We start from the raw sequence: 20,987 nt of genomic DNA, 5'->3' as shown, positions 1-20,987 counted from the left end.
AGTATCCGCCATGTCCACTCCCCTGCTTGTGGAACGCGCCGGCATCGTGCGCGGCTTCAATCGCTTCTACACCCACCAGATCGGCGTGCTGCAGGAACACCTGTTGCACAGCGACTATTCCCTGACTGAAATTCGGGTGATGTACGAGCTGTCCTCCCGTGGCGACCTCACCAGCGCCGACCTCTGCCAGATGCTCAGCCTCGACGCGGGTTACCTGAGCCGCCTGACCAGTGGTTTCGAGAAAAACGGCCTGATCCAGAAAGTCCGCTGCGCCACCGATGCGCGCGCGGTGCAATTGCACCTCACCGATCTCGGCCGCGCGGTCCTGGCGCCCCTGGAACAGCAGACCCAGGATGAAGTCATCGCCCTGCTCGAGAGTCTGCCCGAACCCCGGCAGCAGCAATTGACCGACGCCATGCAACGTATCCAGGCCCTGCTGCAAGACCGCCCGTCGAGCTACCTGCTGCGTGATCCACGGCCAGGGGATATGGGCCTGGTGGTGCAGCAGCAAGCGGCGCTGTATGCCCGCGAATACCACTGGAACTGGGAGTTTGAAGCGCTGGTGGCGGAGATCGTCGCCAAGTACCTGCGCGAGTTCGACCCGGCGCGGGAGCGCTGCTGGATCGCGGAGAAGGAGGGCGAGGTGGTCGGCTCGGTGTTCGTCGTGCGCCATGACGATACAACCGCCAAGCTGCGCATGCTCTACGTGGATGCGAGTGCGCGGGGCCTGGGCATCGGCCAGCGCCTGGTGGACGAATGCCTGCGCTTTGCCCGCGATGTCGGCTACACCCGCATGATGTTGTGGACCATGAGCGCCTTGACCGATGCGCGCAAGCTCTACCAGAAAGCCGGTTTCGAGTTGGTGGAAGAGGAGCCCACCTTGAGTTTCGGCAAGCAACTGGTCAGCCAGACCTGGGCGCGCGCGTTGTAGAAAAGGCGCTTGAAGGAATGGGTCTCGACACAACGTTATGGGTGATTCGACGGACCTGTGGCGAGCGGGCTTGTCCCGCGTGGGGCTGCTGCGCAGCCCAACGCGGGACAAGCCCGCTCGCCACAGAGGTACCAGTTTGCTGCGCGACAGCGCGGCGGCCACGAGGTATTACAGGTCAGTGATTTCCTTATGGCGCGGCACCAGGGTCTTCATCACGCTCCAGGCCACCAGGTACGCCAGCGCACAGATCGCGAACATGATCATGTAGCCGGTGTGGATGTCATTGATGGACTTGTAGTAGTCGAACACCCAGCCGCCGATCTTGGTCATCACCACACCGCCGATGCCGCCGGCCATGCCGCCGATGCCGACCACCGAGGCCACGGTTTTCTGCGGGAACATGTCGGACACGGTGGTGAAGATGTTGCACGACCACGCCTGGTGCGCCGAGGCGCCGACGCCGATCAGCAATACCGGGACCCAGAAGCTGATGTAGCCCAACGGTTGCGCCAGCAACACCACCAACGGGAACAGCGCGATCACCAGCATGGCTTTCATGCGGCCGTCGTAGGGGGCATCGCCACGGGCCATGAAGTAGCTGGGGAACCAGCCGCCGCCGATGCTGCCGACCATGGTCATGCTGTACAGCACGGCCAGCGGCATGACGATATCGGCGCCTTTCATGCCGTATTGCGCCGACAGGTAGGTGGGCAGCCAGAACAGGAAGAACCACCACACGCCATCGGTCATGAATTTGCCGAAGGCAAACGCCCACGTCTGGCGGTAGGTGAGCAACTTGAACCACGAGACTTTTTTCTGTACCGCGCCTGCAACCGGCGGGATAGAGGGCTGCTGCGCCTGGTCGCTGCGGATATAGGCCAGCTCTTCGGCCGACAGGCGTTTTTGCTGCTCCGGCTTCTCATACACCGCCGCCCATACCGCCACCCACACAAAGCCCAGCATGCCGATGACCATAAAGGCCGCTTCCCAGCCCCACATCCCGGCGATCAGCGGCACACAGATCGGCGCCAGGATCGCGCCGACGTTGGCGCCGGAGTTGAAGATCCCGGTGGCCAGCGAGCGTTCTTTCTTGGGGAAATATTCGGCGGTGGCCTTGATCGCAATCGGGAAGTTACCCGCCTCGCCGATAGCCAGCACCGCCCGGGACAGCATGAAGCCGGCGATGGACACGGGGATCACTGCCAGGCCGAGCGCACCGCTGACCGCGGCGATGCCCTCGCCCATCGGCACCGAGAACGCATGCATGATGGCGCCGGTGGACCAGATCGCAATCGCGATCACGTAGGCGGCCTTGGTGCCGATCTTGTCGACGAACCGCCCGGCAAACAGCATGGAGATCGCATACACAAACTGGAACACCGCCGCGATATTGGCGTAATCGGTGTTGCTCCAGCCAAATTGCGTCGACAACTGCGGCGCGAGCAGGCTGAGCACCTGGCGGTCGAGGTAGTTGACGGTGGTCGCGAAAAACAACATCGCGCAGATGGTCCAGCGATAGTTGCCTACAGCTTGGCCAACGCGCTGGGCGTTGATGGGCTCGATCAAGTTCATGGCATCACTTTTTATTTTTGTTAGGTAGGACATATGTAACGTCATATGTCGTCGTACAACTGTGGCTTTTATATCGGGCTACCTACCCGCTGTCAATCTGAAAGATTACGGCTTTTGCGGGCTATCTCGCGGGTGTAAAAAGTGCCAGGCGCAGCTAGGTTGTAGGACGACAAGCGCACATGACCACGGCGAGCGGGCTTCTTGTGGCAAGCCCGCTCACCACAGAATGCCGGATCGCCCCAGGGTAGGTGCTCACCCCGAAAACCCAGGCAATTGCACGCAAATTGCGCCCCAGGCAAAAAAACGCAAATAGCGGTGAATTATTTCATGTCCGCTTGTATCTGAACTGACAGAGCGGTGCCATCGCAACGATGGCACCTCCCCTGTTCTGTTTTAGAGTGGTCCGCATGAAATTACGTAAGAAAAGCGTCAAGCCCATCGGTTTGAAAGACATCACCATTGTTGACGACGCCAAGATGCGCAAGGCGATCACTGCCGCCGCACTGGGTAACGCCATGGAGTGGTTCGACTTTGGTGTCTACGGGTTTGTCGCCTATGTATTGGGCAAGGTGTTCTTCCCCGACGCCTCCCCTAGCGTACAAATGATCGCGGCACTGGCGACGTTCTCCGTGCCGTTCCTGATTCGTCCCCTGGGCGGCCTGTTCTTCGGCGCGCTGGGCGATAAATACGGACGCCAGAAAGTCCTCGCCGCGACCATTGTGATCATGTCGCTGAGCACCTTCGCCATCGGCCTGATCCCCGGGTACGCCTCCATCGGCATCTGGGCGCCGATCCTGCTGCTGCTGTGCAAAATGGCCCAGGGCTTCTCGGTGGGCGGTGAATACACCGGCGCCTCGATCTTCGTCGCCGAATATGCGCCGGACCGCAAGCGCGGCTTCCTCGGCAGTTGGCTGGACTTCGGCTCCATCGCCGGTTTCGTCCTCGGTGCCGGCGTCGTGGTGCTGATCTCCAGCGTGCTGGGCGAAGCCGACTTCGAGGCCTGGGGCTGGCGCCTGCCGTTCTTCCTGGCCCTGCCCCTGGGCATGATCGGCCTGTACCTGCGCCATGCGTTGGAAGAAACCCCGGCGTTCCAACAGCATGTCGACAAGCTCGAACAGGGTGACCGCGAAGGCCTGACCCATGGCCCGAAAGTGTCGTTCAAGGAGATCGCCACCAAGCACTGGCGCAGCCTGCTGACCTGCATCGGCATTGTCGCGGCCACCAACGTGACGTACTACATGCTGCTCACGTACATGCCGAGCTACCTGTCCCATAACCTGCACTACTCCGAAAACAGCGGTGTGCTGATCATCATCGCAATCATGGTCGGCATGCTGTTCGTGCAGCCGTTCATCGGTTTTGTCAGCGACAAGATCGGCCGCAAGCCCTTCATCATCGCCGGCAGCATCGGCCTGCTGTTCCTGGCCATTCCGGCCTTCATGCTGATCACCAGCGGCAAGACCGGCCTGATCTTCGCCGGCTTGCTGATCCTGGCCATCGTGCTTAACTTCTTCATCGGCGTCATGGCGTCCACGCTGCCGGCGATGTTCCCCACGCACCTGCGCTACAGCGCGTTGGCCAGTGCGTTCAACGTCTCGGTATTGATCGCCGGCGTCACGCCTACCGCGGTGGCCTGGCTGGTTGAAAGCACCAACGACCTGTACATGCCCGCCTACTACCTGATGGTGTTTGCGGTGGTCGGCCTGATCACCGGCCTGACCATGAAGGAAACCGCCAACAAACCCCTGCGCGGCGCAGCACCGGCTGCGTCGGACATGGAAGAAGCCAAGGAGTTGCTGCAGGAGCATCACGACAATATCGAGCAGAAAATCGAAGACATTGACGCCGAGATTGCCGAACTGGAAGCCAAGCGCCAGAACCTGGTGCAGCAGCATCCGCGTATCAACTAAGACCTGACCAAGCGTGGTGGCAAGGGCCGCCACGCCAGTGGAGTGTTCAACCATGCTTCCAAGCTGCACCGCCGCACACGCGTTACTCAGCGCCGACGAACGCGCTGCCATCGCCGAAATCGAAGCCACCACCAGCATCCTGCAATTGGTCACCCGCCTGACGGGCATGCGCTTTGCCGGCATCGCCAAGTTCACTGACCTGGAATGGATTGTCTGTTCAGCGCACGACCCCTTCGACATGGGCATTCATGCCGATGACGTGCTCGACCTGGAAACCACCCTGTGCAGCGAGTTCTGCATCAACCCACAGACCCTGTTCATCCCGCAGGTCAGCGCCAATGGCCGCTTTGCCGCACGCCCGGTGGTCAAGCAATACGCCATCGAGAGCTATGCCGGCGCGCCGATCTTCCTCCCGGATGGCCGGCTGTTCGGTGCACTGTGTGCGCTGGATTCCCGGGCGATGCTGTTTGACGACCCCAACCTGCCGGAAACCCTCAGCCTGTTTGCGCGGCTGATCGGCTGCATCTTCTACGCTAACTTGACGCCAGCGGATCGCTGACCGCCGCTTTGCCGCGCAGCACGGCCATATCGCGCTTGGGCGGCACACCAAACAGCCGGCTGTACTCGCGGCTGAACTGCGACGGGCTTTCATAGCCGACCTTGAACGCCGCGCTGGATACGTCCCGATGCTCGTTCAACATCAAACGCCGCGCTTCGTTGAGGCGCAGCCATTTCTGATACTGCAGCGGGCTCATGGCCGTCAGTTGGCGAAAGTGATGGTGAAACGTCGCCGCGCTCATCTGCACGCGCGCGGCCAGTTCGTCCACGCGCAGCGGCACGTCGTAATTGAGCTTGAGCCAATCGATCGCCCGCGCAATCCGATAACCCTGCCCGTCCACGGAGCAGATCTGGCGCAGTCGGCCGGCCTGGTCGCTCTGCAATAGCCGGAAGTGAATCTCGCGCTGGATCAAGGGCGCGAGCACCGGTATCGCTTCGGGCTCATCAAGCAATTCAACCAGGCGCGCAAAGGAGGCAAGCATGGCGCCGGTCACCACACCAATCCCCACGCCTTTCATCACCGCCCGCTCACGCGTTGGCGGCAACTCCCCCTGGGCGATCAGCTCGGCCAGGATGCGCAGGTCGAGCTTGAAAGTCAGGCCCAGGCACGGGCGGGTCGGGCTGGCGACCAGCACTTCGGAGTTGGCCGGTATATCCAGCGACGTGAGCAGAAATCGTGCCGTGTCATACGGGTACCCCTCGCCGCCGACCCACAGCCGCTTCTCACCCTGGGCAACCAGCACGATGCTCGGCTCGACCATGCACACCACGGGTGTCGCGGGCTGCTCACGCCGATAAAAGCCCAGGCCGGGGATGGCCGTGGGGTAGTCGCCGGGTACGCAGACCCTTGAGCCGATCACGCGGACCAGCACGTCCAGGGGCGTTTGATTGATCTTCATAAAGGGCCCTTTGCTCTGATCGTTGGACTTTACCCCGACCGGCCCGCTGGCGTCCCCGGCAACCCGCCAGACTCAGAGGATCAGGCAAGTAATCCAGTGGAACGCACTACAGAACCCTCAGCCACGCCGGGAAAATGTGCCGACCCCCTTCTCAAGGATCCATCCATGAAAAGCCTCTTGCTCACCCTGAGTCTGCTGGTGATTTCGTTCTCTTCTCTGGGAGCCGACATGTCCAACGGTGCAAACAACTTCTACACAAGCGACAAGGTGACCGTCGAAAAAGTCACCTTCAACAATCAATACGGCATGCCGGTGGCGGGCAACCTGTTCGTGCCCAAACAGCTCGCCCCGGCCTCGAAAAATGCCGCGCTGATCGTCGGCCACCCGATGGGCGCCGTCAAGGAACAGAGCGCCAACCTCTACGCCACCAAAATGGCCGAACAGGGCTTTGTCACCTTGTCGCTGGACCTGTCGTTCTGGGGCGAAAGCGCAGGCACACCACGCAATGCGGTGCTGCCCGACCTCTACGCCGAAGACTTCAGCGCCGCCGTAGACTTCCTCGGTACCCGGCCGCTGGTCGATCGTGAGCGCATCGGCGTGATCGGCATCTGCGGCAGCGGCAGCTTTGCCATCGCGGCGGCAAAGATCGACCCACGCCTCAAGGCCATTGCCACGGTCAGCATGTACGACATGGGCGCCGCCAACCGCAACGGCCTCAAGCACGGCATGACAGCGGAACAGCGCCGGCAGGTGCTGGTGCAGGCGGCCAACCAGCGTTACGTGGAATTCCAGGGCGGCGAGACCCTCTACACCAGCGGCACGCCGCTCAAGCGGAGCGGCAACCCGATTGGCGATGAGTTTTTCGATTTCTACCGCACACCGCGCGGTGAAGTCACACCGGCCGGCGCGTCGCCGCAGACCACCACCATGCCGACGCTGACCAGCAACGTGAAGTTCATGAACTTCTATCCGTTCAACGATATCGAGACCATTTCCCCTCGCCCGTTGCTGTTGATTGCCGGTGCCGATGCCCACTCCCGCGAGTTCAGCGAAGACGCCTACCACCGTGCCGCCGAGCCCAAGGAGCTGGTGATCATCCCCAACGCCGGCCATGTGGACCTCTACGACCGGGTCAACCTGATCCCCTTCGCCAAGCTCACCAGCTTCTTCAAAAGTCACTTGAAGTGATCTCGATAAACCCTCACACGCCCCGCTGGGGCGCAGTCTTCGCCCTGTCCCTGGCGGCCTTTGCCCTGGTGGCCTCGGAGTTCATGCCGGTGAGCCTGTTGACCCCGCTGGCCGCCGACCTGGGCATCAGCCAAGGCCAGGCCGGCCAGGGTATTTCGGTGTCAGGCCTGTTTGCCTTGCTCACCAGCCTGGTGATCGCCCGAGTGGCGGCGCGCATGGATCGCAAGCGCCTGCTGGTCGCGCTGACCTTGCTGATGATCGTGTCCGGCAGCGTGGTAGCGTTCGCGCCGAACTACCTGATCTTCATGCTGGGCCGCGCCCTGATCGGCGTGGCCATCGGCGGTTTCTGGTCACTGTCGGCAGCCACTGCCATGGGCCTGGTGCCCGAGGGCCAGGTGCCGCGCGCCTTGGCCATCGTCAATGGCGGTAACGCACTGGCAACCGTGATCGCAGCACCGTTGGGCAGTTTCCTCGGTGGTTTGATCGGCTGGCGTGGCGCGTTTTTCTGCGTGGTGCCGGTGGCCGTGGTTGCGGTGCTGTGGCTGCTGCTGAGCCTGCCATCGATCAAACCCCGTCGCCAGGCCGGCAACGGCCACCTGTTGCGCTTGATCAAGCGCGCCCCGGTGGCCCTGGGCATGCTGGCCGTCAGCGTGTTTTTCATGGGCCAGTTCATGCTGTTCACCTACCTGCGGCCGTTTCTGGAAGGTGTTACCCAGGTGGGAGTATCGCTGCTGTCGTTGATGCTGCTGGTGCTCGGCCTGGCCGGTTTGGCCGGCACGCTGCTGATCGAGCGTGTCCTGAAGAACGGCCTGTACCCCACGCTGATCGCCATTCCCGTATTGATGGCGGTGATCGCCCTGGCATTGGTCGCATTCGGCAGTTCGCCCGTTATTACCGCCGCGCTCCTCGGTGTGTGGGGCCTGGTAGCCACCGCCGCGCCGGTGGGCTGGTGGACCTGGCTGGCAAAAACCCTGCCTGACGATGCCGAGGCAGGGGGCGGCTTAATGGTTGCCATCATCCAACTGGCAATCGCTGCCGGGGCAACGCTGGGCGGTGTGGTGTTTGACCTGTGCGGCTACCAGGTGACGTTTGCATTGAGCGCCGCGCTCCTGTGCATCGCAGCGCTACTCGCCTGGGCCGCTGCGCGGGTCAGTCAACGCGCACTGTCGATGATCTGCCCGCCATCCGGTGTCAGGCTGTAGCCGGTGATGAACTGCGCATCCTGGCTGGCCAGGAACAGCGCCACCGGCGCGATGTCGTCTTCCGGCGAGCCATAACGCCCGAGCACATTGGAGGGTGCCGGCGCGTCATAACTATCACCCCAGGTATCGGCCACCGGCAGCAGGTTATTGACGGTGATGTTATCCACGCCCCATTCCCGCGCGGCCGAGCGGGTCAGCGCGCGCACCGCTTCCTTGGCCATGTTGTAGGGCGCGTAGCCTTGCATGCCGATGATGCCGGCCAGCGAACCGAAGTTGATCACCCGCCCTGCGCCGCTGGCCTTGAGGTACGGGTAGCAGGCTTGCATGGTGCGCAGGTAGGCGATCGGGCCCATGTCCAGGTTGCGTTGCAGTTGTTCGACCGGCAACTCGAGCACCGAGGAAAACACCACGGACGGGTCGAATGCGTTATTGACCAGAATGTCGATGCCGCCATAGGTGGCGACGACGTTCGCCACCGCTGCGCTGACCTGCGCCGCATCAGCCAGGTCGCACACCACGCCGAGCGCCGTGCCGCCTGCGGCCTGGATATCGGCCACCACGCGCGCGACGTTTTCCGGGGTGCGCGACACCACGGCGACCTTGGCGCCCTGGGCCGCGAACAGCTTGGCCGTGGCGCGGCCGATACCACGTCCGGCACCGGTGACAATGGCGACTTTTGCGTTGAGTCGGGACATGTGTTTTCTCCAGTCTGTGAGGGATGAATTTCAGCTAAGATCCCCGCGGAGATGAATTCGCACAAGTAGGATGAAAAAGTGGCAGTCAGTATGGAAAACCAGACTAAAAGCGTTGAAAAGCTGAATATGCATGAAGAAATGCGGCGTGCATTTTCACTGCTCAGCGGCAAGTGGAAACTGGAAATCATGTGGCTGTTGAACCAGCGGGTCTATCGGTTCGGCGAGCTGCGCAAGACCATCGGCGGCATTACCCAACATATGCTCACGGCCCAACTTCGCGAGCTGGAAGACGATGGCCTGGTGACCCGCACGGTGTTCGCCGAAGTACCGCCCCGGGTCGAATATGAAATAACCGCCAAAGCCCGCGCGCTCGCGCCGACCCTGCAGGCGCTGATGGCGTGGTGGGCTGAATACGGCGACAGCCTGCCGGTGAAGCCGCCATCCCGAGGGCGCACCGCGCTTCAACGCCCGCCAACACCGAAGCGCTAAGTTTTTTACCCGCACCGCCGATAACCCGTCATACCAATGACTTGCAGCGACGTCCTGCGGGAAACCATGCCGAACTCTCTCGCCCCTATCGTCCGCACCTTGTCCGACCGCAGCAGCCTGTCGCTGGCGCGCACGTCGCTGTTCAATTTCGTGGCGTTGCTGGCCCTGGTCTTTGCCGCCGCCGCCTACTCCCTGGTTTACCTCGCGCACGAACTGGATCACTCCGAACAGCAGGAAAGCGCGTTTTATACGCGTAAAGCCGTGCAATCCCTGGAGAAGTCCCTGCGGGTGACCGTCAAGGACTACGCCTTCTGGAGCGATGCCTACAAGCACCTGCACATGACCGTGGACAGCGACTGGGCCTACGCGCGCGGCAACGTCGGCGCCACGCTGTATCAGGACTTCGGTTTCCAAGGCCTGTTCGTGGTCGATAACGACAATCGCACGGTCTACTCGGTGATCAAGGGCGCGCTGCAAAGCGTCGAGCTCTCGCAGTGGCTCGACCAGCCCCTGACCGAAATTATCGAGCAGGCGCGTGCCGGGGCTGAAAACGAAACACCGGTCACGGCGTTCATCAATGTACGCGGCAGCCCGGCACTGGTGGCCGCCGCCGCGATCACGCCCGGCACCGATCCCACGGTAGAGCCCGATGGCCGGCCGGCCTCGGTATTGATCTTCGTCGACGTTCTCAACAGCGCCAAGCTGAGTGCGATCGGCGATGACTTCGGCGTGGGCAAGCTGCATGTGGCCACGCCCGATGACATCGGCCAGACCCTGGTTTTCCCCCTTGGCGATAACGGCGCCGCTGGCAGCCTGCATTGGGAACCTGCGCGACCCGGCCTGCGCTTGATGAGCGTAGGCTTGCCGCTGCTGGGGTTGGCCGCGCTGCTGGTGTGCCTGATGACCTGGGTCATTCTGCGTCGCGCCACCGCCACCGCCCTCGCCCTGGATGCCAGTCACACCTCCCTGCTGGACAGCCAGGCCGCCCTGGCCACCAGCGAGGCGCGCTTTCGTGACGTGGTGGAGGCCAGCTCGGACTGGGTCTGGGAAATCGATGTGGGCTGGCGTTTTACCTACCTGTCGGAGCGTTTCGAAAGCGTCACCGGCCTGACCCGGCAAGCCTGGCTCGGGGCGGCCATGAGCGACCTGCTGGACACCGAGGCCGACCTGCTGTCGCAGTGGCTGAGCACTCCGGGCCGGCGCGTGGACATCAGTGTGCAATGCCGCTATATCGATGCCCAGGGACAGGAGCGCACAACCCGGCTGTCGGCCCGGGAAATGCCCTGTGGCGGGTTTCGCGGGACGGCCACCGACGTCACCGAAGAAGTCGAAGCACGTCGGCGCATCGAGTACCTGTCTCAACACGACGCCCTGACCGGGCTGCCCAACCGCACGCGCCTGCAGGCATTCCTGGACGGCAAACTCAAGGCCCTGCCCAGCGCCGAGCAGCCGCTGGTGATGCTCAGCCTCGACCTGGACCGCTTCAAGCCGGTCAATGACCTGCTCGGCCACGCCGCCGGTGACCGGGTGCTCAATCAAGTGTCCGCCCGCCTGGCTGCTTGCGTGCGCCATGGTGACCTGGTGGCTCGCGTCGGCGGCGATGAGTTTGTGCTGATCCTCAGCGACGCCGGCAGCCAGGATGAAGTCGAAAGCCTGTGCCTGCGCTTGATCGAGTCCATCGAGCAGGCGATCAAAATCGACGAACAAGAGGTGTTTATCAGTGCCAGTATCGGCATTGCCCTGGCGCCCACCGATGCCCGCGATGCCACCGAACTGCTGCGCTACGCCGATATCGCGCTGTATGAGGCCAAGGCCGCCGGGCGCAATACCTGGCGCTTTTACTCCGGGGACATGAATACGCGGATCATCGAGCGGCGGCGCCTGGAGAGCGATCTGCGCTTTGCGATCAAGCACGCCGAACTGCGCCTGCACTTCCAGCCGCGCTATCGCATCGCCGATGGGCAGATGGTCGGGGCCGAAGCCCTGGTGCGCTGGCAGCACCCGGTACGCGGGCTGATCGCCCCGGACACCTTTATTCCGATTGCCGAAGAATCGGGGCTGATCCTGGCGCTGAGTGACTGGGTACTGGCCACCGCGTGTGCGTGCGCGGCGCAGTGGCCCGACACGCTGTTCGTCTCGGTGAACCTGTCACCCACCGAGTTCAAGCGCGGCAACCTGGTGGAGCGCGTGCGCCACGCCCTGGACGCCTCGGGTATCGACCCTGCGCGCCTTGAGGTGGAAATGACCGAAAGCGTCATGCTCGAGGACGCCGTCGGCGCACTTGAGGTGATGCGCACACTCAAGCAACTGGGCATCCGCATTGCCATGGATGACTTCGGCACCGGCTATTCGTCCCTCAGCTACCTGCGGGCGTTCCCGTTCGATGGTCTGAAAATCGACCGCAGCTTCCTCACCCGACTGGAGGAAAGCGAGGATGACAAGGCGATTATCCAAGCCATTGTCGGCTTGGGCCGTGCCCTTGCCCTGACGGTCACGGCCGAAGGCATCGAAACCGCTGAGCACCTGGCCATGCTCAAAAGCGTGGCGTGTGAAGAAGGCCAGGGCTACTTCCTCAGCCGACCGCTGGATATCGACGCATTCAACGGCTTGCTGGACGACTACTGCGCCGACGTCAGCGGAAAAAATGACTCGGGGTCTTGCCAAACTGTTTCTTGAACATGCTGGTAAACGCACTCGGGCTTTCGTAGCCCAGCTCCAGGGCCACGTCGATAATCTTCTGCCCCACCGCGATACGCTCTAATGCCAGCAGCAGCCGCGCCTGCTGGCGCCATTGGCCGAAGGTCATGCCGGTGTACTTGCGGAACAGGCGCTGGATGGTTTTCTGGTCGAGGGCCAGGCGCTCGCTCCAATCCGCCACGGTGGAGGCATCGCCCGGGTCCTCCTGCCACGCCAGGCAGATCTGCCGGATACGCGGGTCGGCGGGTTGCGGCAGCGACAGCGGCAAGGCCGGCAACAGCGCCAGCTCGTCGAGGATCAGGTGCATGATCCGCGCATCGCGGGAGTCTTCGGCATAGGGCGGTTTCAAGCTCACGGAGGCCTTGATCAGCTCGCTCAGCAGCGGCGAAATACTCACCGCCTTGGTCTCGGTCGGCAGGTTGGGGAAACTGTCGGGGCGCACGAACACGCTACGCATTTTCAGGGCGCCCACGCAGCGCAGGGAGTGCACGTGCCCGCAGGGCATCCAGAAGCCGCGGTTGGGCGGCACCGTCCACTGGTTGTGCGCCGAATGCACCACCATCACGCCTTCGGTGGCGTAGAGTAATTGATGCTTTTCGTGACTGTGGTCGGGGATCACCCAGTTTTCCGGATAATCGGTGGCCGAACTGATGACAGCCCAGTCGCCCTCATCGATTTCCTGCAAAAATTTATCCAGTGATTTGATCATTTCGCCCTTTTTACGATGGTTGCCTCCCGAATTACGCGAGACAGGCATTCCTGACGAATCTAGCATAAGCTCTGAAACAAATTGAAATGGGCAGCCTGCTCAAGTACTCGCTGCCCCTCTTCGCTGCCTTGTATGGAATGCCTGCATGTCGACCCTGACCGCATCACCTGCCGCCACCTCGAGTCCGCCCCAAGTAAGCCCGTTAGTCATGCGTATCCTCGGCGCCTGTGCCCTGGCGCACCTGATCAATGACCTGATCCAGGCCGTATTACCGTCGATCTACCCGATGCTCAAGGCCAACTACGGCCTGACGTTTACCCAGGTCGGCCTGATCACCCTGACGTTCCAGCTGACCGCCTCGCTGCTGCAACCCTGGATCGGCTACCACACCGACCGGCATCCCAAGCCGTGGCTGCTGCCGGCGGGCATGGTCTGCACCCTGGTCGGCATCCTGATGCTGGCGTTTGTCGGCAGCTTCCCGGCGATCCTGCTGGCGGCAGCCCTGGTGGGCGTCGGCTCATCGACCTTCCACCCGGAAACCTCGCGCGTCGCACGCCTGGCCTCCGGCGGGCGCTATGGCCTGGCGCAATCGACCTTCCAGGTCGGCGGCAACACCGGCAGCGCGTTGGGGCCGTTGCTCGCGGCGGCGATCATCATTCCTTACGGCCAGGGCAACATCGCCTGGTTCGGGCTGTTTGCCGTGTTCGCGATCCTGGTGCTGTACGGCTTGAGCCGCTGGTACCGCAACCACCTCAACCTGTTCAAGCTCAAGCAAGGCGGCAAAGCCACCCACGGCTTGTCCAAAGGCCGCGTGACGTTTGCCCTGGTGGTGCTGGCGGTGCTGGTGTTCTCCAAATACTTCTACATGACCAGCCTGACCAGCTACTTCACGTTCTACCTGATTGAAAAATTCCACCTGTCGGTATCGAGTTCTCAGATGTACCTGTTCCTGTTCCTCGGTGCAGTGGCCGTGGGCACCTTCGCGGGCGGGCCGATCGGCGACCGGATCGGGCGCAAGAAAGTCATCTGGTTCTCGATCCTCGGTGCCGCGCCGTTCACCCTGGCCCTGCCCTACGTCGACCTGTTCTGGACCGCCGTGCTCAGCGTGGTGATCGGCTTCATCCTCGCCTCGGCGTTCTCGGCCATCGTGGTGTTTGCCCAGGAACTGGTGCCCGGCAATGTCGGCATGATCGCCGGGATCTTTTTCGGCCTGATGTTCGGCTTCAGCGGGATCGGCGCGGCGCTGCTCGGCCTGCTCGCCGACAGCCACGGCATCGAGTACGTCTACACACTGTGCTCGTTCCTGCCACTGGTGGGCATCCTGACGATACTGCTGCCGTCGACCAAAGGCGTCTAGACCGCCGATCATCGGATGGCTGTATGCCATTATCCTTTGGGCTCTGAAAAACCTGCGTGTGCGCTTACAATCCCCAGCCTCAACGCACACCCAGGCAGACCCGGCACGAAATGACGCTCGACCCTCCTACGATTTTGGCACTCACCGTTGCCCTGGCCGCCGCTGCTGCCCTGTACCTGGCCATAGAATGGCGCAGCGTACGCGAACCTTCGCTGCTGTTCTGGAGCGCCGGTTTCGCCACCATCACCGTCGGCTCCACCTTGGCCCTGCTGCGCATCAATGGCTACCTGCTCATCGGCATCTGGTTTGCCAACGGCTTGCTGGTGGCCGCGCACTGCCTGTTCTTGCTCGGGGTCGCGCGCTTTACCCAGGTACGCCTGTCGCCGCGGTGGTGGCTGCTGCTGGCCGTGTGGCTGGGCATGCTGATGCTCCCGACCGACCTGCCGTGGTCCAAAGCCATGTTGGGCGTGCAGTCGCTGCTGGTCGCGCTGCCGACCCTGCGCGCCAGTTTCCTGCTGCGGCCCCACGGCCGATCATTGAGCATCGGCGCGGTGCAACTGCGTTATGTGCTGCTGGTCCACGGCATGTTCTACGTGGCCAAGGCGCTGTCGGTGGTGATCCCTGGCACCTTGATCGACCTTGCGGCGTTCAAGGGCGAGATCATCCAGGTGTCCCTGGTGGAAGGCGCCATGGCGATCATGCTGATTGCGCTGTCGATGACCGGCTCGGAACGCTACCGCCGCGAACAGCAGATCGCCCGCCTCGCCGCCCGCGACCCGCTCACCGCCCTCTACAACCGCCGCGCCCTCGACCTGCGCGCGCCGCGCCTGCTGGCCCAGGTGTCGGCGCAACAACCGGGCGCCCTGCTGCTGATCGATATCGACAACTTCAAGTCGGTCAACGACCTCCACGGCCATACCGCCGGCGACCGTGTGCTGATCGCCTTGAGCGAGATGATTCGCGCAGTCGTGCCCCGAGGCGCGCTGGCCGCACGTTTGGGCGGTGATGAGTTTGTGATCCTGCTTAACCCGGCCTCGAACGAGCAGATCGTCGAACTGGGCAGCAGCCTGCGCGAGCAGTTCCAGCAACTGGCCGCACAAACCTTTGCCACGCCCGCGCCGGTGACCCTGAGCATCGGCGCCACCCTGTTCGACCAGCCGCCGGCCAGCCTGGCGGCGCTGATCGAACAGGGAGATACCACGCTGTATGAATCCAAGCGTGGCGGACGGGACAGCATTCGGTTGGTGGATCGGACCGGGGCCTACAGGTCGTAACTGACCGCCACGCACCTCCCCGTCCTCACCGACTCCAACGCACAATCGGCCAGATGCAGCGCATACAACCCGTCGCGCACACTGGTGGGCAGTGCCTGGCCGCTGTTCAGCGCATCGATAAACCTGGTCAGCTCATTGCGATAGGCATCGGCGTAACGCTCCAGGAAGAAATGCTGCAACGGTTCCAGCGCTTCGGTGTGGTCGGCGCTCCAGTGGCGCAGGGTGCTGGGGCGATGGTTGTCGGTGAGCAGCACGCCAAGGGCGCCGGAGACTTCCACGCGCTGGTCGTAACCGTATACCGCCTGGCGGCAGCAGTTGATATGGCATTGCTTGCCGGAGGCGGTACGCAGCAGGACCATCACGCTGTCGTAGTCGTCGATCTGTTCCAGGCTCGGGTCCACCAGGCGGCTGGCGATGGCGCTGACTTCCACCGGTTCTTCGCCGAGCAGGTGGCGGGCGGTGTCGAAGTCGTGGATGGTCATGTCGCGCAGGATGCCACCGGAGTGTTCCAGGTAGTCCCGCGGGGCCAGGCCTGGGTCGCGGCTGGTGATGATCACTTGGCGCACTGCGCCGATCTGGCCGGCATCCAGGGCCTGGCGCAGGCGCAGCATGTCGGGGTCGAAACGGCGATTGAAGCCGAGCATCACCTTGCCGCCCTGGCGCTCCACGGCCTGGGCGGCGCTGCGGGCCTTGGCGATGTCGAGGTCGATGGGCTTCTCGCAGAGTACCGCCTTGCCCTCGGCGACCGCCGCCAACAGCAGGTCGATATGGGTGTCGGTGGGGGTGCCGATGACCACGGCGTCGATGTCTTTGCGCGTGAGGACGGCGGCGCAATCGTAGGCCGCCTCGCAGCCCAGTTGGCGGCTGAGGGCATCGACGCCTTCGCGCCAGGGATCGGCCACCAGCACCAGCGTGGCATTCGGGTGGGCGGCGACATTGGCGGCGTGGATCCTGGCGATGCGCCCGGCACCTAGAACAGCGATACGTAGCATGGTTGAACTCCTGATCTTGTTGTTTGGGGGAGTGCTCAGTCCGGCAGGTTGAACGGGGTGACGATCTGCACCTGTGACGGCGCAATCGGGCCGGCCTTCCACAACCGGTGGTAGTGCAGGATGTGCAGGAACACGTGGCGGGCATCGATCTGCAGGTTGTGGTCGATGATCGCGGCGATTTTTTCGTCCAGCAGCAGTTGGCGGTTTTCTTCGTCGAGGTCGTGGCCGATAAACACCTCCAGCGGGCGACCCAGGGCGGCGAAGGCGTCGACAATCGCACGGTTGCCGCCGCCGACGCTGTACACCGCCTTGAGGCCGGGATGCTGTTGCAGCGCCTGGGTGACCCGCTCGAAGGTGCGCGGGTACACGCCATAGCCGCCGCTGACGTCCAGCACCCGCAGGTGGGGGGCTCGCCCGCGCAGCCAGGCGCGAAAGCCCATCTCGCGCTCCTCCTCGCCACGGAACAACTCGCTGCCGATCACCACCGCCACGTCCTGGGGCAACGCCGGCAGCCAGCGCGACATCAGGTAGGCGGCGGTCTGACCGGCGGTGCGGTTGTCCATGCCGACGTAGCCGATGCGTTCGCTTTGCGGCAGGTCCGTCACCAGGGTCACCACCGGGATGCCCGCCGCGATCAGGTGCTTGACGGCCTGGTTCACCGCCGGCTCGTCGGCGGCCTTGAGCACCACGCCCTGGCTGCCGGTGTCGAGGCAGCGCAGCAACTGATCGTGCATGGCCTGGGGCTCGATTTCTTCGAACAAGTGAAAACGCGGGGCGATGCGAAACGGCGCCAGGCTGGCCAGTTGCGCGGTGATCGCCGCCTGCACCGCGGCGCTGAAACGCTGAGGGGTGTGCATGATCACGTCGACATGGAAGGTGCGCCCTACCGCCAGGCCGTTTTTCTCCTGGGATTCCAGTTCATCCAGCGCCTGCTCGATACGTCGGCGAGTCTGGCCGTGCACGCTGCCGCGCTGATGCAGCACGCGGTCGACCGTGGCCTTGCTCACGCCCGCCTGGGTCGCGAGTTGCTTGATGGAGAAGTGTTTGGCGCGTTCGAGCATGGGTTTCGCCTGAGGTGTTTATGAGGTCTTTTTTAGGTATTACTGAGGTTTTGCAATGCTAGTCTCAGTTTTGTCCGGCGTCGAGCCGGGCAATCAAAACAACAACAATCCAGGAGAACCCCATGCCTCAAGCCGACCTCCCCAGTACGTTCAACGGCCAATATTTTGTCGTCACCGGCAGCACCCAGGGCCTGGGCGCCGCCGTGGCCCACACCCTGGCGCGACGCGGCGCCGCCGGGCTGATCATTTGCGGGCGGCGCCGCGCCCAGGGCGAAGAACAGGTGCGGCAGTTGGCGCAGCTGGATTGCCAGGCGTTTTTTGTCGAGGCCGACCTTGAACAGGTCGAGGATTGCCGCGCGATCATCGAGGCCGCGCGCACCCACTTCGGCACCCTCCATGGCCTGGTGAACTGCGCTGGGATGTCGGACCGCGGCACCATTGTCGACACCTCGCCGGAGCTGTTCGATCGGCTGATGGCGGTGAATGTGCGGGCGCCGTTTTTCCTGATGCAGGACGCGTTGAAATTGATGATCAGCCAGGGCGTGGAAGGCGCCGTGGTAAACATCCAGAGCATCACCGGGCATGGTGGTCAATCGTTCCTTTGCGCGTATGCGGCGTCCAAAGGTGCGCTGGCGATCCTGACCAGGAACGTGGCGTTCAGTGCGCTGCGCAACCGGATCCGCGTCAACGGCCTGAACATCGGCTGGATGGACACGCCCCATGAGGATCAGATCCAGCGCCAGTACCACGGCGCCCAGGACGGTTGGTTGGCTGAGGCGGAACGCGCGCAGCCGTTCGGCCGCCTGCTCAAGCCCGAAGAGGTGGCGCAAAGCGTGGCGTTCCTGCTGTCGCGCGAGTCGGGGATGATGACCGGCGCGGTGATCGACCTGGAGCAAGGCGTGGTCGGCTGCACCGACAGCGGCAGCCCGCAGCCCTTCAATGCCCTGAGCCTGGGAGGTGAGTAATGTCGGCATTTGTGACACTGCAGGATGTACGCATTGAGGATTTCAAGCGGATTTGCGCACAACAGGCGCGTGCCGAGGACTATCCCCTGGCTGCGGAAGTGCTCGGCAACGTGCCGGTCTATCAGGCCTGCACCTTGCGCAACAGCGACCGCCACACGGTGATGAATGAACTGCACCGTTTGTTTCGCGATGGACCGGGCGTGATGGTGGTGCGCCGCGCCTATGAGGACCTGGAAGTGGTGGATCGCCACAGCCAGGTGTTCGAGGCGATCTTTGCCCAGGAGGCCGCCCAAGGCGTGGCCGCCGACCATTTTGCCAAGGCCGGCAGTAACGGGCGTATCTGGAATTCATTGCAGAAGGCCGCGCTACAGTCGCCGCAATCCTTTGTGGAGTATTACGCCAACCCGCTGCTGGGGCTGATCGCCGAGGCATGGCTGGGCCCGAGCTATCAGGTAACGGCGCAAGTGAACGTGGTGCACCCCGGCGGCCAGGCGCAACAGCCGCACCGCGACTATCACCTGGGCTTCCAGACCACCGAGGTGGTGGAGCGCTTTCCCCTGCCCTTGCATGTGCTGTCCCAGTACCTGACGTTGCAGGGCGCAGTGGCCCACTCGGCGATGCCGCTGGAAAGCGGCCCCACCCAGTTGCTGCCGTTTTCCCAGCAATACGCCCTGGGTTACCTGGCCTGGCGGCGCCCCGAATTTATCGAGCACTTCCAGCAGCACGCCGTGCAACTGGCGCTGGACAAGGGCGACCTGCTGTTTTTCAACCCGGCGCTCTTCCACGCCGCCGGCACCAACCGCACGGCCGGCCACCAGCGCATGGCCAACCTGCTGCAAATCTCCTCGGCCTTCGGCAAGCCCATGGAAGCCCTCGACCGCGACCGCATGATGCTGGCGGTGTACCCGGTCCTGCTGGCCAACACGGCCCTGGATGCCCAGGCGATTGCAGCGGTGGTGGCCTGCACCGCCGACGGCTATGCCTTCCCCACCAACCTCGACACCGACCCACCCTTGCAGGGCCTGGCCCCGCAAACCGGGCAGCAACTCATGCTGCAGGCCCTCGACGAACGCTGGGCGTATGAGGACTTCGCCGCGGCCGTGGCGCAACTGCGGGCCAAGCGCCAGGCGTGATGTTTTAACAACAACAAAAACAACGGAGCACAACCATGAAGAAGCAACTCCTTGCGGCACTCTTGACCCTCGCCATCACCCCCTGGGCGCTGGCCGATATACGGATCGGCGTGAGCATCGCCCAGGTCGACGACGTATTTCTCGCGCAAATGCGTGACTACATGGCCGCCCACGCCCGGGAACTGCCCGGCGTGACCCTGCAATTCGAAGACGCCCAGGGGGACGTGGTGCGCCAGCTTAACCAGGTGCAGAACTTCACCGCCCAGGGCATGGACGCAATTATCGTCAACGCCGTAGACACCGCCGCCACCCAGAAAATGACGGTCAATGCCCAACAGGCCAGGATCCCGCTGGTGTACGTCAACCGCCGCCCCGAGTTCAAGGAAGTACCGCCAGGGGTTGGCTATGTCGGCTCGGATGAGATCAAGGCCGGTGAAATCCAGATGCGCTACCTGGCCGAGAAAATGGGCGGCAAAGGCAACCTGGCGATCATGCTCGGGCTGCTGTCCAACAACGCCACCCACAACCGTACGCTGGGGGTCAAGAACGTGCTCAAGGACTATCCAGGTATAAAGATCGTCGAGGAGCAGAGTGCCGAATGGCAGCGCAGCAAGGCAATTGACCTGATGAACAACTGGATCGTGTCCGGGCGCAAAATCGACGCCGTGGCGGCGAATGCCGATGAAATGGCGATTGGCGCGGCCATGGCGATCAGCCAGGCCGGCATGCAGCCCGGCAAGGATATTCTGGTGGCCGGCAGCGATGGCGGCGCGGCCGGTTTGGACGCAGTGAAGAAAGGCCAGTTGCTGGTGACGGCGTATCAGGACAACAAGGGGCAGGCCGTGGGCTCCATTGACCTGGCGGTGAAGATGGTCAAGAAACAGCCGTATGACGCCGAGCTGACCATTCCTTATCAGCAGATCACCAAGGACAACTACCAGGCATTCCTCAACCCATAAACTTCATCGTGGCGAGGGGGCTTGCTCCCTCGCCACAAGTAGACCCGTCAGTCCTGACGTTCTGCGCGTCGCACAACCCCATTGACGACGATATACAGCAACGGCCCCACCGACACGAACACCGCCGTCAGCAAGAAGTACGGCAGCACCGACGCCAGCGACCGCCCCCGCGCCCGTGCATCCCGGTACATCCACACACAGGCCAGCACGGCCATCAGGTACAGGTCGATGACGACCTGCGCGGTGTCCGGGCGCGATATCAACTCTCGTCCGAAGGCCAGCAACGATTGCTCGGCCGTGAGCAGCGTGAACAGGGTGTACAGTGAAAAACCCAGCAGAGCGGCGAGGGCCAGATAAGGTTTGTGCATGGTCTGTTCCTTGACGTGATCGAGGCCC

19 protein-coding genes are annotated in these 20,987 nt (G+C 63.1%); 12 read left to right on the top strand and 7 right to left on the bottom strand.

Annotated elements, in window-relative coordinates:
- The first annotated feature begins 10 nt into the window (after nt 1–10).
- Nucleotides 11–931, top strand: a complete 921-nt coding sequence (locus PspCFBP13509_RS19735) for a bifunctional helix-turn-helix transcriptional regulator/GNAT family N-acetyltransferase (protein ID WP_074846946.1) — start codon at nt 11–13, stop codon at nt 929–931.
- Nucleotides 932–1,099: 168 nt separating this feature from the next.
- On the opposite strand, the gene PspCFBP13509_RS19730 is transcribed toward PspCFBP13509_RS19735, so the two are convergent.
- Entirely contained in the window at nt 1,100–2,503 is a 1,404-nt protein-coding gene (locus PspCFBP13509_RS19730) for an MFS transporter (protein ID WP_065928053.1), read from the bottom strand.
- Between the two features lie 407 nt (nt 2,504–2,910).
- Between PspCFBP13509_RS19730 and proP the strand changes: the two genes are divergently transcribed.
- Nucleotides 2,911–4,413, top strand: a complete 1,503-nt coding sequence (proP, locus tag PspCFBP13509_RS19725; protein ID WP_065928052.1) for a glycine betaine/L-proline transporter ProP — start codon at nt 2,911–2,913, stop codon at nt 4,411–4,413.
- A 52-nt stretch (nt 4,414–4,465) separates the two neighbouring features.
- Nucleotides 4,466–4,972, top strand: a complete 507-nt coding sequence (locus PspCFBP13509_RS19720; protein WP_065928051.1) for a GAF domain-containing protein — start codon at nt 4,466–4,468, stop codon at nt 4,970–4,972.
- Here the strand turns inward: PspCFBP13509_RS19720 and PspCFBP13509_RS19715 are convergent.
- Nucleotides 4,947–5,870: an AraC family transcriptional regulator gene (locus PspCFBP13509_RS19715; RefSeq protein ID WP_065928050.1), complete on the bottom strand. Its 924-nt coding sequence runs from the start codon at nt 5,868–5,870 to the stop codon at nt 4,947–4,949. The two genes, PspCFBP13509_RS19720 and PspCFBP13509_RS19715, sit on opposite strands and share 26 nt — an antisense overlap.
- A 165-nt stretch (nt 5,871–6,035) precedes the next feature.
- Between PspCFBP13509_RS19715 and PspCFBP13509_RS19710 the strand changes: the two genes are divergently transcribed.
- Together PspCFBP13509_RS19710 and PspCFBP13509_RS19705 are read left to right on the top strand one after the other, a co-directional pair.
- The gene (locus tag PspCFBP13509_RS19710) at nt 6,036–7,058 is read left to right on the top strand and encodes an alpha/beta hydrolase (RefSeq protein ID WP_065928049.1); all 1,023 of its coding nucleotides are present in this window, start codon (nt 6,036–6,038) and stop codon (nt 7,056–7,058) included.
- Nucleotides 7,055–8,260, top strand: coding sequence for an MFS transporter (locus PspCFBP13509_RS19705; RefSeq protein WP_065928048.1), 1,206 nt, complete (start codon nt 7,055–7,057; stop codon nt 8,258–8,260). The genes PspCFBP13509_RS19710 and PspCFBP13509_RS19705 overlap by 4 nt, the downstream gene beginning before the upstream one ends.
- Here the strand turns inward: PspCFBP13509_RS19705 and PspCFBP13509_RS19700 are convergent.
- Nucleotides 8,212–8,955, bottom strand: coding sequence for an SDR family NAD(P)-dependent oxidoreductase (locus PspCFBP13509_RS19700; RefSeq protein WP_027608503.1), 744 nt, complete (start codon nt 8,953–8,955; stop codon nt 8,212–8,214). The two genes, PspCFBP13509_RS19705 and PspCFBP13509_RS19700, sit on opposite strands and share 49 nt — an antisense overlap.
- 138 nt (nt 8,956–9,093) lie before the next feature.
- Here PspCFBP13509_RS19700 and PspCFBP13509_RS19695 point away from each other — a divergent pair, with 138 nt between their 5' ends.
- Both PspCFBP13509_RS19695 and PspCFBP13509_RS19690 read left to right on the top strand, forming a co-directional pair.
- Nucleotides 9,094–9,444, top strand: a complete 351-nt coding sequence (locus PspCFBP13509_RS19695; protein ID WP_199275504.1) for a winged helix-turn-helix transcriptional regulator — start codon at nt 9,094–9,096, stop codon at nt 9,442–9,444.
- Between the two features lie 66 nt (nt 9,445–9,510).
- Nucleotides 9,511–12,120 (top strand): bifunctional diguanylate cyclase/phosphodiesterase, encoded by a 2,610-nt coding sequence (locus tag PspCFBP13509_RS19690; protein WP_065928046.1) that lies wholly within the window; start codon nt 9,511–9,513, stop codon nt 12,118–12,120.
- Here PspCFBP13509_RS19690 and PspCFBP13509_RS19685 read toward each other — a convergent pair.
- Complete coding sequence (locus PspCFBP13509_RS19685) at nt 12,077–12,898, bottom strand: AraC family transcriptional regulator (RefSeq protein ID WP_065928045.1); 822 nt, start codon at nt 12,896–12,898, stop codon at nt 12,077–12,079. The two genes, PspCFBP13509_RS19690 and PspCFBP13509_RS19685, sit on opposite strands and share 44 nt — an antisense overlap.
- Before the next feature lie 97 nt (nt 12,899–12,995).
- Here PspCFBP13509_RS19685 and PspCFBP13509_RS19680 point away from each other — a divergent pair, with 97 nt between their 5' ends.
- Nucleotides 12,996–14,207: an MFS transporter gene (locus PspCFBP13509_RS19680; RefSeq protein WP_065928044.1), complete on the top strand. Its 1,212-nt coding sequence runs from the start codon at nt 12,996–12,998 to the stop codon at nt 14,205–14,207.
- A gap of 110 nt (nt 14,208–14,317) precedes the next feature.
- Nucleotides 14,318–15,481 carry a GGDEF domain-containing protein gene (locus PspCFBP13509_RS19675; RefSeq protein WP_137212557.1) on the top strand — a complete coding sequence of 388 codons (1,164 nt, stop codon included), beginning with the start codon at nt 14,318–14,320 and terminating at the stop codon, nt 15,479–15,481.
- Here the strand turns inward: PspCFBP13509_RS19675 and iolG are convergent.
- Nucleotides 15,469–16,473 carry an inositol 2-dehydrogenase gene (gene iolG, locus PspCFBP13509_RS19670; RefSeq protein WP_065942072.1) on the bottom strand — a complete coding sequence of 335 codons (1,005 nt, stop codon included), beginning with the start codon at nt 16,471–16,473 and terminating at the stop codon, nt 15,469–15,471. The genes PspCFBP13509_RS19675 and iolG overlap by 13 nt on opposite strands.
- 35 nt (nt 16,474–16,508) lie before the next feature.
- Nucleotides 16,509–17,534 (bottom strand): LacI family DNA-binding transcriptional regulator, encoded by a 1,026-nt coding sequence (locus PspCFBP13509_RS19665; RefSeq protein ID WP_065928042.1) that lies wholly within the window; start codon nt 17,532–17,534, stop codon nt 16,509–16,511.
- Between the two features lie 122 nt (nt 17,535–17,656).
- Here PspCFBP13509_RS19665 and PspCFBP13509_RS19660 point away from each other — a divergent pair, with 122 nt between their 5' ends.
- Genes PspCFBP13509_RS19660 through PspCFBP13509_RS19650 form a run of 3 tightly spaced genes read left to right on the top strand, consistent with a single transcriptional unit; the run spans nt 17,657 to nt 20,591 of the window.
- The gene (locus tag PspCFBP13509_RS19660) at nt 17,657–18,499 is read left to right on the top strand and encodes an SDR family oxidoreductase (protein WP_137212556.1); all 843 of its coding nucleotides are present in this window, start codon (nt 17,657–17,659) and stop codon (nt 18,497–18,499) included.
- Nucleotides 18,499–19,632: a phytanoyl-CoA dioxygenase family protein gene (locus tag PspCFBP13509_RS19655; RefSeq protein WP_065928040.1), complete on the top strand. Its 1,134-nt coding sequence runs from the start codon at nt 18,499–18,501 to the stop codon at nt 19,630–19,632. The genes PspCFBP13509_RS19660 and PspCFBP13509_RS19655 overlap by 1 nt, the downstream gene beginning before the upstream one ends.
- 35 nt (nt 19,633–19,667) lie before the next feature.
- Entirely contained in the window at nt 19,668–20,591 is a 924-nt protein-coding gene (locus PspCFBP13509_RS19650; RefSeq protein ID WP_065928039.1) for a sugar ABC transporter substrate-binding protein, read from the top strand.
- A 47-nt stretch (nt 20,592–20,638) separates the two neighbouring features.
- Here the strand turns inward: PspCFBP13509_RS19650 and PspCFBP13509_RS19645 are convergent, their stop codons facing one another.
- Nucleotides 20,639–20,959 carry a DUF2834 domain-containing protein gene (locus tag PspCFBP13509_RS19645; RefSeq protein ID WP_065948254.1) on the bottom strand — a complete coding sequence of 107 codons (321 nt, stop codon included), beginning with the start codon at nt 20,957–20,959 and terminating at the stop codon, nt 20,639–20,641.
- Nucleotides 20,960–20,987 lie beyond the last annotated feature (28 nt).

Origin of the sequence: Pseudomonas sp. CFBP13509 (genome assembly GCF_005233485.1) — a bacterium.
GTDB lineage: Bacteria > Pseudomonadota > Gammaproteobacteria > Pseudomonadales > Pseudomonadaceae > Aquipseudomonas > Aquipseudomonas marginalis.
The sequence above is the reverse complement of the archived record's forward strand: the minus strand, read 5'-3'. Positions and strand labels throughout refer to the sequence as shown.